The sequence below is a fragment of the Pseudomonas sp. P129 genome (assembly GCF_020312195.1).
Classification (GTDB): Bacteria; Pseudomonadota; Gammaproteobacteria; order Pseudomonadales; family Pseudomonadaceae; genus Aquipseudomonas; species Aquipseudomonas fragariae.
Genome location: NZ_JAGPYS010000005.1, coordinates 177,867 through 193,344, shown reverse-complemented (window position 1 = coordinate 193,344; position 15,478 = coordinate 177,867). Strand labels below are relative to the sequence as shown.

The following is a 15,478-nucleotide window of genomic DNA, read 5'->3' as shown; positions in this document are numbered from 1 at the left end:
CTGGTACTTTTCGCTCACTGAGGTGCTCATGCCATCGGTTATTTCCACTGACGTGCTGATTGTCGGGGCTGGCGTCGCCGGTCTCTGGCTCAATGCCCGGTTGCGTCGTCAAGGGTTCTCGACAGTGCTGGTAGAAAGCGCCAGCCTGGGTGGCGGGCAAAGCCTCAAGTCTCAGGGGATCATCCACGGCGGCGCCAAGTACGCGCTGCACGGCGCGCTGTCCGGTGCCTCCGAAGCCATTGCCGACATGCCGCGCCGCTGGCGTGAAGCCCTCGATGGCAAGGGCGAGCTAGACCTGTCCGGTGTACGTCTGCTGTCCGAGGCCCATTATCTGTGGTCACCAGGAACCATCGCCGGCAACCTCACCAGTTTTTTCGCCAGCAAGGCCGTGCGCGGTCGTGTGGATCAGGTCAAGGGCGAGCAACTGCCGCCGGCCCTGCAAAACCCCAAATTCAAAGGCAAGGTCTATCGGCTTGCCGAGCTGGTGGTCGATGTCCCCAGCCTGATCGGGCGGCTTGCCGAGCTGGCCGGTGACAGCCTGCTGGCCGGTCAGCACATCGAGCCGCTCTTCGAGGGCGATGAACTGATCGGTCTGCGCGTCGATGGCCGCGATATCCATGCGCAGCGCATCGTGCTCAGTGCCGGCGGCGGCAATGCTGACCTGCTGAACGCACTGGGCGTGTCGCAACCGCAGATGCAACGCCGCCCGTTGCACATGGTGCTGGTCAAGGGGCCGACCTTGAAGCCGCTGTACGCTCATTGCCTGGGTGGCGGGCCCAAGCCACGCATCACCGTGACCACGCACCCGGCCGCGGATGGCCAGTGGGTGTGGTATCTGGGTGGCGATCTGGCCGAAGCCGATGGCGTGGCGCGCCAACCCGACGCGCAGATCGCCGTCGCCCGCAAAGAGCTTGAAGCGCTGCTGCCTTGGGTCGACCTGAGTCAGGCGCAGTGGGCGACCCTGCGTGTTGATCGTGCCGAGCCGGCTCAATCAGGACTGGTGCGCCCGGACAACGCCTTCCTCGACAGCCAGCAACGCCTGATGATCGGCTGGCCGACCAAGCTGGCGCTGGCACCGGACTTCGCCGACCGGGTCCTGTCGCAGCTGTCCAGAGACGGCATCCACCCGACCCCGCAAGCTGCGCTGAGCGATGTGCCACGGCCGCCGATGGCCATACCTGTCTGGGATGAACTGCTGCCATGAGCCTGAAAACCCTGCACGATCTGCATCGCCCGCTGGGCAGTACCGGCCTGAACGTATCACCGCTGGGGCTGGGCACCGTCAAACTGGGGCGCGACCAGGGCGTCAAATACCCCAGCGGCTTCAAGATTCCCGATGACCAGCAGGCGCAGATGCTGCTGCGCATGGCCCGCGACATGGGCATCAACCTGATCGACACGGCGCCCGCCTACGGCACCAGCGAAGAGCGCCTGGGGCCGCTGCTGCGCGGTCAGCGCCAGGACTGGGTGATCGTCAGCAAGGTTGGCGAGGAATTCGTCAACGGCCAGTCGAGCCATGACTTCAGCGCCACCCATACACGCACATCGGTCGAGCGCAGCCTGAAACGTCTTGAAACTGACTTTCTCGATCTGGTTCTGGTGCATTCGGACGGCAATGATCTGGCGATCCTCAACGATGCCGAGGTGTACCAGACGCTCGCCGACCTCAAACGCGAAGGCAAGATTCGTGGCTTCGGCTTTTCCGGCAAGACCGTCGAAGGCGGCCTGCTGGCGCTGCGTGAGGGTGACTGCGCAATGGTCACCTACAACCTCAACGAGCAGGACGAAAAGCCGGTACTGGATTACGCGCAGGCTCATGGCAAGGGCATTCTGGTGAAGAAAGCGCTGGCCAGTGGTCATGTCTGCCTGACACCCGGCACGGACCCGGTCCACGCCAGTTTCCAGCTACTGTTTGAACATCCGGCGGTTGCCAGTGCTATTGTCGGCACCATCAACCCGTTGCACCTGGCACACAACGTTGCAACTGCCGCAGCCGTGATTTGCCGTCAAGCCTGATTAAGGCGGCCGACCCCAACGCAAGAAGGAGCCGTTATGCCGCGAACACTGATCCGGAAGAATCCCAGCAACTTCAAGACCCTGCCGCTGTTTGTCGAGGCCACTCCGGAAAGCCTGAGCTACCAGAGCGTCGGCATGCCGATGAACTTCGCGCAAACCTTGCAGCGGCGGCGCAAGATCGACGTGCCGGACACCGAACGTTTCGCCACCGAGCTGGCCAATCTGGGGGTGTCCGTTCGCCTGACCGTCAGTTGGCAGAATCGCGATTACTGGGTGCTGGTCCGCCAGCGTCGTCAGGACCGCGGCGACGTCGTACTCAAGCTGATCTCGGGTTATGTCCCGGCCCATGAGCTGACACTGCCGCTGCACACCGCGATTCAGGAAGTGGCCGAAGAGTGCCTGATCGAAACACCGCAGGGCTGGCTGAGCGGGCTGTTCAAGGAGACCTGGCTGCCTGCGCCCTATGCTGCCGCGCTGCATTATCGCGAGGCCATGCCGTTTCGCCTCAGCCCCCTCTCCGGCGCCGCGAGACCGGTGCGAACCGGCAGCCTGACCCTGCTGGAGCGTCCACGGGCCTATGTGCATTTGCCCACGGCGTCCTTGCAGCTGATTTACGACATGCGCCTGGAAATCCCCAAGGAAGCGCGACCGGTCAGCCTTTTCCATGTCGACGAAGCCCTGGAAAACGATCAACTGGTCGCCCGCCTCAACCGCAGCAAGCCTGACCTGTATCTGATGCCGCTGGAGAATGGCGCGCCCCTGCCTGAGCTGTACACGCTCAAGCGCGACAAGCTGATCCCGGCCGGCACGAGAGGGCTGTACCTGGCCGAGAGTTTCGCCGCGCAGGATGGCTGGGTGGTGCGTGAAGAGCGGATTCGCTGGAAGGACTGGCTGCGTCAGCAGGGCATGGCCCCACCGGCGAAGAAGTCAGGGCTCAAACGCCTGACCGGCAAGGCCCGGGAGCTGTTGCACTCCATCAGTGGCAAGCTGTAAGCCTCAAGCCTCAAGCCTCAAGCCTCAAGCCTCAAGCCTCAAGCCTCAAGCCTTTTGATTTGATCTGCTTTGGCTTGCAGCTTGTAGCTTGCAGCTAACCCCTACCCCTACCCCTACCCCTGCCCTCGAATCTTTTCGACGATCGCGGTGGTGGAGCTGTTTTCCACCAGCCCCAGCACACGCACTTCGCCGCCGTACGCCTGAACGATATCGGCACCGACCACCTGATCGACACCATAATCACCGCCCTTGACCAGCACGTCGGGCTTGACGTGGGTCAGCAGGTTTTCCGGGGTTCCTTCCGGGAAGCTGATGACCCAGTCCACGGCTCCCAGACCTGCCAGCACCGCCATGCGCCGCTCAACGCTGTTGATCGGTCGGCCCGGCCCTTTCAGGCGGCTGACGGACGCATCGTCGTTGACGGCAACGATCAGGCGATCGCCCAGGGCGCGCGCCTGCTCCAGATAGGTCACATGACCGGCGTGGAGAATGTCGAAACAGCCGTTGGTGAAAACGATCCTTTCCTTGTGCGCGCGCGCATCGTCGACCGCCAGCAGCAGTTGCTCCAGCCCCAGCACGCCGCGCTCGGAGCCCTCTTCGCGCTGAATGGCACGGCGCAGCTCGGGGGCGCTGATGGCCGCGGTGCCCAGCTTGCCGACCACGATGCCCGCGGCCAGATTGGCCAGCGCTACCGCATGCGGCAGTTCCTCACCGGCAGCGATCGCCGCAGCCAGGGTAGAAATCACTGTATCGCCAGCGCCGGTCACATCGAACACTTCGCGGGCACGGGCCGGCAGGTGCAGCGCCTGCTGATCAGGACGCAGCAAGGTCATGCCATGTTCGCCACGGGTCACCAGCAGCGCGCCGAGATCGAGCTCCTGCATCAACTGCGCCCCCTTGGTGACCAGTTGCGCCTCATCGACACAATGACCGACGATGGCTTCGAATTCGCTGAGGTTCGGTGTGATCAGGCTGGCACCGCGATAAATCGCGAAATCCTTGCCCTTGGGGTCGGCCAGCACCGGAATGCCGCGCTTGCGGGCGGCCTGGATCAGCGCCTGATGGTTTTTCAGTGCGCCCTTGCCGTAATCCGACAGGACCAGCACCTTGATGCCATCCAGCAAGCTATAGACCTCTGCGCTCAGGGCCAGCGGGTCGGTCCTGAACGGTTCTTCGAAATCGATGCGCAACAGTTGCTGGTGGCGACTCATGACACGCAGTTTGACGATGGTCGGCTGATCGGCGATGCGCTGAAAGCGCGCCAGTACACCAGCAGCCTTGAGGCTGTTGGTCAGACTCTCGGCAGCTTCGTCATCCCCCGTCACACCGACCAGCGAAGCCGGTGCGCCCAGCGCAGCGATGTTCAAGGCCACGTTGGCAGCGCCACCCGGACGGTCCTCGATCTGATCGACCTTGACCACAGGCACTGGCGCTTCAGGGGAAATACGCGAGGTACCACCATGCCAGTATCTGTCGAGCATGACATCGCCCACCACCAGGACAGGGGCCTGATCAAAGCGCGGCATGGATAGCTTCATGGAACAACCCGTACTTGAAAAATGGACAGGGGCGGAATCTTAGCACAGGGGTTTGCAACCGACAGGCTGTTGAATCACGCCACTCAAAAGGCAGGCGGACCGCCTGGGTCCGCCCGGTGAAAGTCAGTTTAGACCGCGCCGACCGGAGCCGGCTCGTCCAGCCCCATGGCATGCAGGCGGGCGTAATAGCCGTTCTGCGCCAGCAGCTCGGTGTGCGTACCGCGTTCGACGATTTGCCCGGCGTCCATGACCAGAATCAGGTCGGCCTTTTCGATGGTCGAAAGGCGGTGGGCGATGACCAGCGTGGTACGGCCCTTCATGACGTGATCCAGCGCCGCCTGGATGTGCCGCTCGGACTCGGTGTCCAGCGCCGAGGTGGCTTCGTCGAGAATCAGCAACGGGGCGTTCTTGAGCAGCGCGCGGGCAATTGCCAGACGCTGGCGTTGACCGCCGGACAGCAGCACACCGTTTTCGCCCACCTGGGTGTCGAAACCCTGCGGCAACTGGTCGATGAATTCCTTGGCGTACGCATCAGCGGCAGCCGCTTCGATGTCGGCACGCGGCGCACCGGCCAGATCGCCGTAGGCAATGTTGTTGGCAATCGTGTCATTGAACAGCGTGACGTTCTGATTGACCTGAGCGATGTGCCTGCGCAGGTTACGCAAGCGATAATCGTTGATCTCGACGCCATCGAGCAGGATGTTGCCGATGTCGTGCCCGTAGAAACGCGGGATCAGGTTGGCCAGGGTCGACTTGCCGCTGCCGGAGCGTCCTACCAGGGCAATCATCTGCCCCGGCGCGGCGGAGAAACTGATGTCGTTCAACACCTGACGCGCAGTCTGCGGGTAGAAGAAGCTGAGGTTCTTCACCTCGAGGTGGCCGGTCACGCGCTCACGCTCGATGGTGCCGGTGTCGACTTCCTCTTCCACATCCAGCTGTTCGAAGATGCTCTCGGCACCGGCGACGCCTTTCTGGATCGTCGAACTGACTTCCGACAGCTGCCGAATCGGCTTGGGCAGCAGGCCCGCAGCGGTGATATAGGCAACCAGATCACCCGCTGTTGCCTCGCCACGCAGGAACAGCACCAGGAACATCAGCACCGCCATGGCGCTGTAGATCACCAGTTGCAGCATCGGCGTATAGATGGCGCCGGTCTTGGTCATGCGCAGCTGCTTTTGGGTGTTGCTGTTGCTGGCCTGGGCAAAGCGCGCCTGCTCGTAGGCCTCGCCACCGAAGCTGCGGACTACGCGATAGCCCTGAATGGTTTCCGAGGCAACATGCGTGACATCGCCCATCGCCACCTGGATCTTCTTGCTCTGCTTGCGGAATTTCTTGCTCGCGGTGCCGACCATCACGGCAATCAACGGCAGGATCGCGAGCATGACCAGTGTCAGCTTCCAGTTCATCATCAGCAGATAGATGAACAGGAACACCACGGTCAGGCCTTCGCGAATCACCACCTTGATAGCATCGGTGGCAGCGCCGGTCACCATCGTGACGTTGAAGGTGATGCGCGAGATCAGATGACCGGAATTGGTTGTATCGAAGTAGCGATTGGGCAACACCAGCAGCTTGTTGAACAGCTCTACCCGCAGGTCATGCACCAGCCCCAGGGAAACCTTGGCCAGGAAATAGTTGCCCAGAAAGGAGCCCAGCCCCTGCCATGCGGCAATCAGCACGATCAGCAGCGGCACGGCCTGCAATAGCTGCAACTCGCGCAGATAAGGGACATTGGGAAACAGCACCGCTTCGGGATTGGTCAGGCCGTCGACGAAATATTTCAGGATGCCGGCGAGCATCGGCTGGGTCGAGGCGAAGATCACGAAACCAATGATGCTGAGCAGGAAAATGCCCACATACGGACGCACATAAGACAACAGGCGGAAATAGATTTTCACGCTGGAGGTTGCGGACGATTCGGAGGTTGTCATGAGAATCCGTCGTGTTAAAAAGAGGCCGAATTGTATCACAGCGGTTTTCGCGGCTGCCTGCTGCGGTAACATAGGCGGCTCGCCCATTCCCTGGGGCGTAAAAACCGGAGTATCGATGCAAGCGCTTGACCACGCCCATTACCTTGAACGGGTTCAAGGTGCCGAAGTACTTGAAGCCGACGGCACGGGCGACAAGGTACTCCGTCTGCGTGACGGCTCCATGCTGAAATTGTTTCGGCGCAAACGCCTTGTCAGCTCCGCAGCCTGGTACCCCTACGCGCAGCGCTTCGCAGACAACTGTGAAACGCTGGCCAGACGCGGTATTCCCTGCCCGCGGGTACGCACAGTCTGCCGCATCGCCGAGATCGAGCGCGATGCCGTGCATTATGATCCGCTGGCAGGCTTCACCCTGCGCCAGCTGCTGGGCAGCGCGGTTGCCGACGACAAGCTGCGCATGCAACTGGGAAGCTTCATTGCCGGGTTGCACGAAAAGGGCATCTACTTTCGCTCGGCCCATCTTGGCAACGTGATCCTCACGCCGGAAGGCAGCCTCGGCCTGATTGACATCGCCGACATGAAAACCTATCGCCGCGCCTTGCGCAAAAGCCTCCGCTTGCGCAATTTCAAGCACATGCTGCGCTATCAGGAAGACCGCCAATGGCTGCTGGACAACGGCAACCCGGCCTTCCTCGATGGCTACATGAGTGCTCAGACCCTATGCGACACCTCTGAACTGGCCCAGGCTGTTCAATAGCCTGCCCCATGAAAAATGGCCGCTGTCGAAGCGGCCATTTTTTTGATGCTATTGCTGCTGCCTGAGCCGATGCGTCTGCACCACTCGCCCGAGCACCATGGTCGCCGGTAACAGCACCAGCACCCAGAGCTCGTCGGGATTGCCGACCAGCTGGCCACCGTCGAAGTTAAGCATGACCAGCGCGCACACCAGGTAAAGACCCCAGGCATCGCCGTTGCGCAAGGCGTCCCACAGCGTCATCGCCATCACGACCAGAAACATCACCAGCGAAGCCGCGCCGGTGTACAGCCCCAGCGACACGAAAATATTGTGCGGGTGCTGGATCGGTATGCCGCCCGTCAGGGTCTGGGTCGTATAGAAATCGACACCGCAGCCGAGCATCCAGCCACAGCGACGCCATTCACCGGTCATGATATCAAACAGCTCGATGCGGTAGGAATCACCCCTGGCCGTCAGCAGCGCGACCCACTGTTCATCCTTGACGAACCAGAAGGCTGCTGCCGCCACAACGCCAAGCGCCAACAAAGCCACTATCGTACGCAGAGGGAAACGGTACAGCGAATAGGCGGTGCAGACGGCAAACAGAACGGCGCAACCCACCAGTGCAGTACGCGTCTGCACTACGAAGGCGCTTATCACCAGGGTGACAAGAACGGCGCAGACAGCCTCAACCCAGCGACGCTCTCTTGCCCACAGCGGCATGGCCAACGCAAGGCTGCAGACCAGCCAGGCACTGGCGTAGATCACGTTCTCCATTCGCCCCGGCAGAATCGCCACACGCTGGCCGAATTCGAACTGCCCGGTCACCCAGCTGTGAATGCTGCTGAGCAGGATGTACAGGCATATGGCCCAGAACATGCTGCGCACGAAGACCCCGCGCCTGAAGAAGCCGTTGTCGGTAATCCCGGCCACGACAAAGACAAACAGGCTGACGTAGATGATGTGCTTGTAATACTGGAACTCCTGCGCCTGCAGCGCGGGGACCAGAAAGCAGGCCATGAACACCGCCCAGGCAATGCCCAGTGGCTTGGCAAACACGCCAGCGGCTCGGTACTTGATCAGAAAGAACAAGCCCGGCAGCGCCGTGAATGCATAAAACAGATTGTTGGTGATCTTGGCTGATGGGTTGAGGATGAAACTCAGCAGGAAGATGACGATGGCAGCGGTGAAGTACTGCTGTACTTTGCTGCCGGGTACTCTTATCGGGTCAACTGACATTATTAAGCAACCAACCTGCTACTAGGCCAGCGAGCACAGCGACGATCAGCTTGATGCGATCCCGACGTTTGCGACGCTGTTTGTCAAGCCGCTCCTGCGGCACCTCCACGTGCTCACCAAACCCGGTGTGCAACACGGCATCATTTTCCAGAATCAAAGCGTAACGGTTTTGTGCAGCGAATAATTGTGAAAGTTTCTTCTCGCCACCGTGCCCGGCATAAGGCGCATGCTGCTGGTAATCAGCCAGGCGGCGCAGCCCAGGATTGAAGGAAAACCCCTGCCATTCCGGTTTGTGCGAGCCCAACTTGTAAAACGCGATGCCTTCAACCACTTCACGCTCGTTCAGGTAAACGTAAGGGCTGTGGATACGCAGATCATGATTGTAGCTGCGCAACCAGACTTGCAAGGCCTGAGGGTCGTGTTCCAGCAGCGTCATCGACTCTTCGATGAAGTGCGGACGGTAGAAATCCCAGTCATCTTCGCAATGGAACACCCAAGACGTTTCGATCAGCGAATAGGCCGCGTCGACAGAGCGCATCTGCCCCAGCTTGGGGTTGTTGATGATGAAGCGCGTATGCGGGTGCCAGTGTTCGGGAATGCATGCCTGAACCCGGTCATCGCCGGAGTCTTCGGTAATCAGCACATGGCGTATGGGCGCAGTGTTGAAATGGTCGAACGTTTCCAGGGTGCGCTTCAACAGGTCGAATCGACCACAACTGGTGACGACCAGCGTAATGTCGCTGTTTTCGCTGAATACCATCATTCGTTCCCAATCATTGAATATTCATAATTCCTTACCATCCCAATCGTGACCGCAGGCGATCGATCCAGCTCGCCGCCGGCATGCTGCGCAGTGGCGCATGCATGGCGTCCACGATGGCTTTTCCAAGGGCATGGAATGTAAAGCGTTCCTCGACCAAAGTCTGCCCATTACAGGATATTTCACTGGCCAGTGTGACGTTATCGCGCAATTTCGCCAGCTTTTCGCGAAGTTCGGGAATGTCGCGATAGAGCACGATGTTGTGCATGTCGACAAAGCCCAGCGCGCGGTTTTCTTCAGCGCCCTGATCGAAGGCAAGCAGCACGCAGCCGCATGCCATGGCCTCGAAATTCTTGATCATGTATTCGCCCATGCCCACGTCGGCACTGACGAAAAAACGGATGCGGTTCAGGGTGTCGCAATACTCTTCGCCGGACTTGGTCCGTGTGACGAGCAGGTTCTCGACCTGGCCCAACTCGTCCAGCAACGCCTTGCGACCGCTGTAGGCGACGCTGTTGGTGCTGCCCACAAAGGCCAGTTCGATGTCACGCTCGCGTGCCTGCAACTGCAGCAGGCTCTGGTCATAGCCCTTGGGCACGAACACCGCGTCGAAGCCTTCCTGGCGCAGGCGCTCGCTGACCATGAACCCTGAACAGATCACCCGCGCCCAGGGCAGCTTGCGGTAGTGCGCGCTGAACTTGCCGGTGTATTTGCACGGAATGTAGTTCTGGTAGGCATCGTGTTCGAGGATGACCAGATTGGGAATCGTGCGGATAAACCCGACCTGACGCACTTCCTGCTTGAAACGCAGGAAAAACACGATCCGGTCATAGCGGCTGACGTCCACCTCGCGGCGGAAATAACCACGCAGGTTGCGTTGCTCCGCAGAGCTCAGCCAGCGCACTTCGCATTCACAATGTGCGGCGATGCCGTCATAGAGACGGTCCAGAATCGCACGCTGCTCTTTCTGGACCAGCAGTAGAACTTTCATGGTTTTCCTTGCAGTACTGCGCCTGCTGAATCAGAGATCACGGCTGCACCAGAACAACTCGTGTCGTCGCACCGCCTTGCGGAAGAATTCGTTTTCGCCCTCGGCTGGCCAGTGACGACCGGCCAGAACGCGCTGCAGCGCACGGCGCACACGACGCTTGAACGGCATGCGTGGCAGCAGGTCATGCATCATGCCCAGTGCCATGGCCTTGTCGCGTTGCGCGGCGACCGACAATTGAAGGCTGTACGGCACCAGCGGCAGCGTGGCATCAAAGACCGGCGGCAGGCTGATGCCGCTGTAGGCATCGCCCATCGGCCAGCGGTCGTTGTCGTGCAGGTGATTGGCATAACCGAGCACTACCTCCGGCTGCCATTCGAGCCCGAGCAGCGCTTCACGCACCGCAGCCTGGGCGCAGATGTGATCGGGATGAGGGTCGATGGCAGGATGCGGCATCACCACAACCTGCGGCCGGGCCTTGAGAATCAGCGCGCGCAGGTCGGCGAGCAGGTTATTCCAGGTCGGCTGGCCGTTGTCGCCGGGCAATGGCAGGGTATTGAACTGACGGAACAGGCGGGTATCGGTCAGATCCGCCTCGCGCGAACCAATCGGCGTGTCCGGCGCGGCCTGCATGGCGGGCAGTTGCAGGCAGAAATAGCCCAGTTGCACACACTGCGACTCGGGCACCCCGCCCCAGCGCGCCACGGCGATACTGTCCCAGGCCCGCAAGCGGCCCTTCATACGCGCAGCTTCGGCACGCTCCATGCCCATCTGCCGATAATGCTCGGCCTCGATCTCACCGGCGGTCAGCGTGATGATCCACGCCTCCTCGGCCTGGCTGTACAGCCCGAAGGCGGCCAGCTCGGCATCATCGGCGTGCGGTGCGATGACCATGACACGCTGTTTTCGCGCATCCGGTTGGCGAAACAGCCAGAGACGAGGTGTGCCGGCAAGGCGGCAGCAACGCCCGCGCAGTTTCAGCACACCTGCGGCCAACGGCTCGCCCAGGCCGGTCAGGTTCAGATAACGCACGCCGCAGACGCCGCGCTCGAATGCCTGCTGGTCGTTGAGGCCCTGACCTTGCAGCTCGACCACCGGATCGAGAAAGCGCCCGAGCCAGGTGCTTTTGACCGTCAGTGCCAATATCAGCGTTTCGTCGCCGTTCAGTTGTACTGCGGGGTCGATCAGCAACGTGCCGCCGTCAAGGCGCACGCCCGGCACTTCGCTGTCGGCAGCAAAGGTGTACTGATAATCGTCAGACGGCGAATAGAACAGATGATCGGCGAACCAGGCCTCATGGGCGACCCAGGCACACACGGCCAGCACCGGCGCCAGCCACCAGGCCACCAGCACGCCCACCGCGATCAGCAGGAGCAGTCCACCCAGCAACGCCAGTCGCTTGTTACGGCGATGGCGCTTGAGCAACTGCTGCTTGCGACTCAAATCTGGAACACCGGAACGGGGTTGCACCATCGGTCCTTGTACTCGCGGTCGGCACGACCGAAGGAAAAACGCAGCGATTTGCCCAGTGCGCGGGCGTTCTCCCAGGCGGACTGGGTATTGACGAAGCTGAGCACGCTGCCCGGACTGAAATCACGGGTTTGGGGATCGACACCGCCGTTGACGTACTCGATGCTGACCCACTGCGGCGCTTCGACGCGATACACCAGTTGAATGGCAATCGGCGCATCGTTGAGAAACACCACCGAACCGATCAGCAGCTCGCGCAACAGTTCGATGACTTCGGCCTTGTGCCGGGCGCCGGTTGCTTCGAAGCCCCAGCGCCGCTGAAACAGGTCGCAGTACATGCTCGCCAGTTCGGCGCTGCTGAACTCGCTGACAGGCCTTACCGTCCCGCCAGCCTCTTCCAGCAAGCGAAGCTCACGACGCTGGTTGTAACGAAATTTCTTGGACAGTTCTTCAGGCGTACGCGCCATCGCCAGGGATTCGGTCTGTGGCTTGAAGGTACTGATGCGGCCTTCGTTGAGCGCAGACACATAGCGGGCCCGATGCCGGACCGGCACCTCGATGTCATCGGCCACCGGCAGAATCAGCTCGGCATTCCCCAGGTCGAACAGCCCTTTCTTGCCGTGGCGTTTGAGTTCGTCCTTGGACAGCGCCAGCGAGCGGCCCCAGGTGGCAATCGCGGCCTTTACTTCACCGCCCTGCTCCCAGGCCAGATAACGCACAGCGATGCCGGAAAAGGCCGACAGGCGCGCGACCACCAGCGGATGAGTGGCGACGCTGCCGCCAAACCGCTGCCAGGCCTGCTCGTAGGCAGCCGCATCGATCTGCACCCAGCCACGCTCGCGCCAGCCCTTGAATCGATTGAGCATCAGGCCCCCGCTGTCAGGCTGGAGACTTGTGGCAGACGCCAGAAGACATTACGCACAGCGTGATCGGAAAAACGTTCGCGCAAGCGCAACAGCATGCGCTCGGCACAATCCTGACGTTGTTCGGCATCGAGACCGGCCATGTGCACAAGGCCGTGTGCCAGGCTGTGCACATCACCGAGCGGGAACAGCAGGCCAACGTCTTCGACCACTTCCTTGGCGCCGCCGCATGAGGTTGCAACCAGTGGCACACCGGCGACCATCGCTTCCAGCAGGACCATGCCGAACGGTTCGTGGTCCGAGCTCAAGGCGAACACGTCGAAGGCCTTGAAGTAGCGGCGCGCGTCAGGCACTTGCCCAAGGAACAGCACCTGCGGACCGATGCCCAGTTCCAGCGCCAGCGCCTTGAGATCTTCTTCCAGACGCCCCTTGCCGAGAATCACCAGTTGGCTGTTCTCGGGAAGATCGGGCAGCGCTTCGGCAAAACCGCGCAACAGCGTGGCCTGGTCCTTGTCGGGATGCAGACGACCGACATTGGCGACGATCCAGGCCGACGCCGACAGGCCCAGCTCTGCGCGGGCATCTTCAGCGGAAAACTGACTGCCCTGCAGTTGCTCGACATCGATCCGGTTGTACAGGGTCTGAATGCGCTCGGACGGCCACTTGGGCAGGCTGCTGCGCATGTCGTCGCGAACCGCGTCGGAAACACCAAGCAGGCTCAGGCGCTTGCGAAACAGGTTGGCGAACAGCTTGCGACTGCGTCGGTGGTAATCGCCGAACGCATGATGCACACCGATCACCGGCAGCTTCGTTGCCAGCAGGGCGATGTACACCGGCTTGAAGCGGTGCGCGATGCAAAAGCTGAACGAGCGCGTCGCGGCAATCTTGCGCAGGTCACGGATGGCGCCCAGCTTCAGGCCGCGAATGGCACTGGAGCTGTATTCCATGAACAGCACTTCGTCCGAACCGCAGTCAGCGACGACATCCGGATCGGCGGCACCGGTCAGAAACACCGTCGTCACCCGATAGCCCTTGCCGGCGAACAGGCTGGCGTATTGCCGTGCGCAGTCCAGAAACGGCCCGTCATAGCCGTGACAGAACTGCAGTACGTGACGTTCAACCGAGCGTGTCATAAGCCTCGACGCCCTCTTTAACCACCAGGATGTCTTCCATGATCAGGTACTCGAGGTCCGAGCCGAAGAACATGTTCAGCGCATCGGTCGGCGAGCAGATCATCGGCTCACCACGGCGGTTCAGCGAGGTGTTCAGGGACACGCCATTGCCGGTCAGGTTTTCCAGCGCTTTCATCATGTCGTAATAGCGCGGGTTGTATTCGCGCTTGAGCACCTGGGCACGGGAGGTGCCGTCTTCATGGACGACTTCCGGAACGCGGGTTTTCCACTCTTCGGCCACTTCGAAGGTGAAGGTCATGAACGGCGCCGGGTGATCGATCTTGATCATCTGCGGGGCGACGGTGTCGAGCATCGACGGGCAGAAAGGCCTCCAGCGCTCGCGGAACTTGATCTGATGGTTGATGCGGTCGGCCACGCCGGTGACGCTCGGGCAACCGATGATGGAGCGGCCGCCCAGCGCGCGCGGACCGAACTCCATACGCCCCTGGAACCAGGCAACCGGGTTGCCCTTGACCATGATTTCGGCAATCCGCTCCGGCGTGTTGTCGATCTGACGCCAGACCGGCTTGCTCGGGTGACGGGCACAGGCCGCAATCACATCTTCGTTGCTGTAAGCAGGGCCGAGGTAGACGTGTTCCATCTTCTCGACCGGCACACCGCGGGCGTGCGAAACATAAGCCGCAGCGCCAACCGCCGTACCGGCATCGCCGGACGCAGGCTGCACGAACAGTTCCTTGACTTCAGGACGGGCGATGATGCGCTGGTTGAGTTTGACGTTCAGCGCACAGCCACCGGCGAAAGCGATCTTGCCGGTTTCCTTGAGGATGTCACCCAGGTAGTGATCCATCATCTGCAGCGCGAGCTTTTCGAACAGCGCCTGCATGCTCGCGGCGTAGTGAATGTAGGGTTCGTCGGCCACGTCGCCAACGCGTTTCGGGCCGAGCCACTCGATCAGCTTCGGCGAGAAATAGAAGCCCTTGCCGTTCTCTTTGTAGCGACGCAGACCAATAACGTTGGCCAGCTCGGTATTGATGACCAGCTCGCCCTTCTCGAAGGTCGCCAGACGCGAAAAGTCATACTTGCTGGCATCGCCATACGGCGCCATGCCCATGACCTTGAATTCGCCGTCGAGCATCTCGAAACCGAGGAACTCGGTGATCGCGCCGTACAGGCCGCCCAGCGAGTCCGGATCGAAGAACTCCTTGATCTTGTGGATCTTGCCGTTTTCGCCATAGCCGAAGAAGGTCGTGGCGTACTCACCCTTGCCGTCGATGCCCATGATCGCCGTTTTTTCGGTGAAACCGGAGCAGTGGTAGGCGCTGGAAGCGTGGGCCAGGTGATGCTCGACCGGCTCGATCTTGATCTTTTTCGGATCGAAGCCCAGTTGCTCGAGGCACCAGACAATCTTGTTGCGGTAGCGCTTGTAACGGCGATTGCCCATCAGCAGCGCATCGAGGGCGCGATCCGGTGCGTACCAGTAACGCTTGGCGTAATGCCAGCGGGCCTTGCCGAACAGGCTGATCGGGGCGAACGGAATCGCGACCACGTCGACGTCCGAAGGCTTGATGCCTGCCTGCTCCAGACAGAACTTCGCCGACTCGTAGGGCATGCGGTTCTTTGCGTGCTTGTCACGAACGAAGCGCTCTTCTTCGGCCGCTGCTATCAGCTTGCCGTCGATGTAAAGCGCTGCGGAAGGATCATGGCTAAGGGCGCCGGACAGGCCAAGGATCGTCAATGCCACTATGTCTAGCCTCTTTAGTCTGCATGCAGGCGCAGGGCGCCCGGGAAAAGGTGTGCCCCCGCACAGCGGGCTG

General features: G+C 61.1%; 13 protein-coding genes. 4 read left to right on the top strand and 9 right to left on the bottom strand.

The window, feature by feature from the left end; all coding sequences use genetic code 11:
• The first annotated feature begins 28 nt into the window (after positions 1 to 28).
• From KBY02_RS14625 to KBY02_RS14615, 3 genes are read left to right on the top strand one after another with little or no spacing between them, the layout of a single operon-like run.
• Complete coding sequence (locus KBY02_RS14625; protein WP_003414437.1) at positions 29 to 1,204, top strand: NAD(P)/FAD-dependent oxidoreductase; 1,176 nt, start codon at positions 29 to 31, stop codon at positions 1,202 to 1,204.
• The gene (locus KBY02_RS14620) at positions 1,201 to 2,016 is read left to right on the top strand and encodes an aldo/keto reductase (RefSeq protein ID WP_032657147.1); all 816 of its coding nucleotides are present in this window, start codon (positions 1,201 to 1,203) and stop codon (positions 2,014 to 2,016) included. Before KBY02_RS14625 ends, KBY02_RS14620 begins: the two co-directional genes overlap by 4 nt.
• A gap of 36 nt (positions 2,017 to 2,052) precedes the next feature.
• Positions 2,053 to 3,009, top strand: a complete 957-nt coding sequence (locus KBY02_RS14615; protein WP_003404692.1) for a hypothetical protein — start codon at positions 2,053 to 2,055, stop codon at positions 3,007 to 3,009.
• Positions 3,010 to 3,122: 113 nt separating this feature from the next.
• Here the strand turns inward: KBY02_RS14615 and hldE are convergent, their stop codons facing one another.
• Both hldE and msbA read right to left on the bottom strand, forming a co-directional pair.
• Complete coding sequence (hldE, locus tag KBY02_RS14610) at positions 3,123 to 4,547, bottom strand: bifunctional D-glycero-beta-D-manno-heptose-7-phosphate kinase/D-glycero-beta-D-manno-heptose 1-phosphate adenylyltransferase HldE (protein ID WP_003404685.1); 1,425 nt, start codon at positions 4,545 to 4,547, stop codon at positions 3,123 to 3,125.
• Positions 4,548 to 4,675: 128 nt separating this feature from the next.
• Entirely contained in the window at positions 4,676 to 6,478 is a 1,803-nt protein-coding gene (msbA, locus tag KBY02_RS14605) for a lipid A export permease/ATP-binding protein MsbA (protein ID WP_003404683.1), read from the bottom strand.
• Positions 6,479 to 6,593: 115 nt separating this feature from the next.
• Here msbA and KBY02_RS14600 point away from each other — a divergent pair, with 115 nt between their 5' ends.
• Positions 6,594 to 7,232 (top strand): toluene tolerance protein, encoded by a 639-nt coding sequence (locus KBY02_RS14600; protein WP_024651302.1) that lies wholly within the window; start codon positions 6,594 to 6,596, stop codon positions 7,230 to 7,232.
• A 48-nt stretch (positions 7,233 to 7,280) separates the two neighbouring features.
• Here the strand turns inward: KBY02_RS14600 and KBY02_RS14595 are convergent, their stop codons facing one another.
• From KBY02_RS14595 to KBY02_RS14565, 7 genes are read right to left on the bottom strand one after another with little or no spacing between them, the layout of a single operon-like run.
• The gene (locus KBY02_RS14595; protein ID WP_024659473.1) at positions 7,281 to 8,450 is read right to left on the bottom strand and encodes a membrane protein; all 1,170 of its coding nucleotides are present in this window, start codon (positions 8,448 to 8,450) and stop codon (positions 7,281 to 7,283) included.
• Positions 8,440 to 9,213: a glycosyltransferase family 2 protein gene (locus KBY02_RS14590; protein WP_024659472.1), complete on the bottom strand. Its 774-nt coding sequence runs from the start codon at positions 9,211 to 9,213 to the stop codon at positions 8,440 to 8,442. The genes KBY02_RS14595 and KBY02_RS14590 overlap by 11 nt, the downstream gene beginning before the upstream one ends.
• Before the next feature lie 31 nt (positions 9,214 to 9,244).
• The gene (locus KBY02_RS14585) at positions 9,245 to 10,201 is read right to left on the bottom strand and encodes a glycosyltransferase (RefSeq protein WP_024643004.1); all 957 of its coding nucleotides are present in this window, start codon (positions 10,199 to 10,201) and stop codon (positions 9,245 to 9,247) included.
• A gap of 30 nt (positions 10,202 to 10,231) precedes the next feature.
• Positions 10,232 to 11,641, bottom strand: coding sequence for a PIG-L family deacetylase (locus KBY02_RS14580; RefSeq protein ID WP_103378176.1), 1,410 nt, complete (start codon positions 11,639 to 11,641; stop codon positions 10,232 to 10,234).
• Positions 11,638 to 12,534 (bottom strand): antimicrobial resistance protein Mig-14, encoded by an 897-nt coding sequence (locus KBY02_RS14575; protein ID WP_024651305.1) that lies wholly within the window; start codon positions 12,532 to 12,534, stop codon positions 11,638 to 11,640. The genes KBY02_RS14580 and KBY02_RS14575 overlap by 4 nt, the downstream gene beginning before the upstream one ends.
• Positions 12,534 to 13,664, bottom strand: a complete 1,131-nt coding sequence (locus tag KBY02_RS14570; RefSeq protein ID WP_003404662.1) for a glycosyltransferase — start codon at positions 13,662 to 13,664, stop codon at positions 12,534 to 12,536. The genes KBY02_RS14575 and KBY02_RS14570 overlap by 1 nt, the downstream gene beginning before the upstream one ends.
• On the bottom strand, positions 13,648 to 15,405 hold the full coding sequence (locus tag KBY02_RS14565) for a carbamoyltransferase (RefSeq protein WP_024651307.1): 1,758 nt from the start codon (positions 15,403 to 15,405) through the stop codon (positions 13,648 to 13,650). The genes KBY02_RS14570 and KBY02_RS14565 overlap by 17 nt, the downstream gene beginning before the upstream one ends.
• Between the last annotated feature and the right edge of the window lie 73 nt (positions 15,406 to 15,478).